The sequence below is a fragment of the Stenotrophomonas sp. 3diitr2024 genome, from assembly GCF_042136455.1.
In the GTDB taxonomy this organism is placed as follows: domain Bacteria; phylum Pseudomonadota; class Gammaproteobacteria; order Xanthomonadales; family Xanthomonadaceae; genus Stenotrophomonas; species Stenotrophomonas sepilia.
In genome coordinates, this window is the sequence record NZ_JBHHMJ010000607.1 from 1 (window position 1) to 322 (window position 322).

Annotated in this window: 1 protein-coding gene; it reads left to right on the forward strand. The window is 66.8% G+C overall.

The annotated features are described in order from the left end of the window. Positions 1-322 (forward strand): endolytic transglycosylase MltG (locus ABGA94_RS15915; protein ID WP_375367774.1); only part of this gene is annotated, 322 nt, incomplete at both ends.

Consider the following 322-nt stretch of genomic DNA (forward strand, 5'->3'; position numbering starts at 1 on the left):
CCTGAAGATCGGCATGCGCCTGCAGACCGACCCGACCGTGATCTATGGCCTCGGTGCTGCGTATGACGGCAACATCCGCCGTCGCGACCTGACTACCGATACGCCCTACAACACCTACTTCCTGCGCGCGGCACTGAACGCCCAGCGCAAGGCGCGCGGCGAGGACGAACTCGACTCCATGCAGTTCCTCAAGCTGGTGCGCCAGAAGCTGGCCGTGCCGGGCATCGTGTTCGGTGCGGTCGGCACTGCCGGCCAGCGTTGCACCACCACCCGCCGCCTGATCGTGCACCGCTCGATCTACGCCGACGTGCTGGCCACCCTG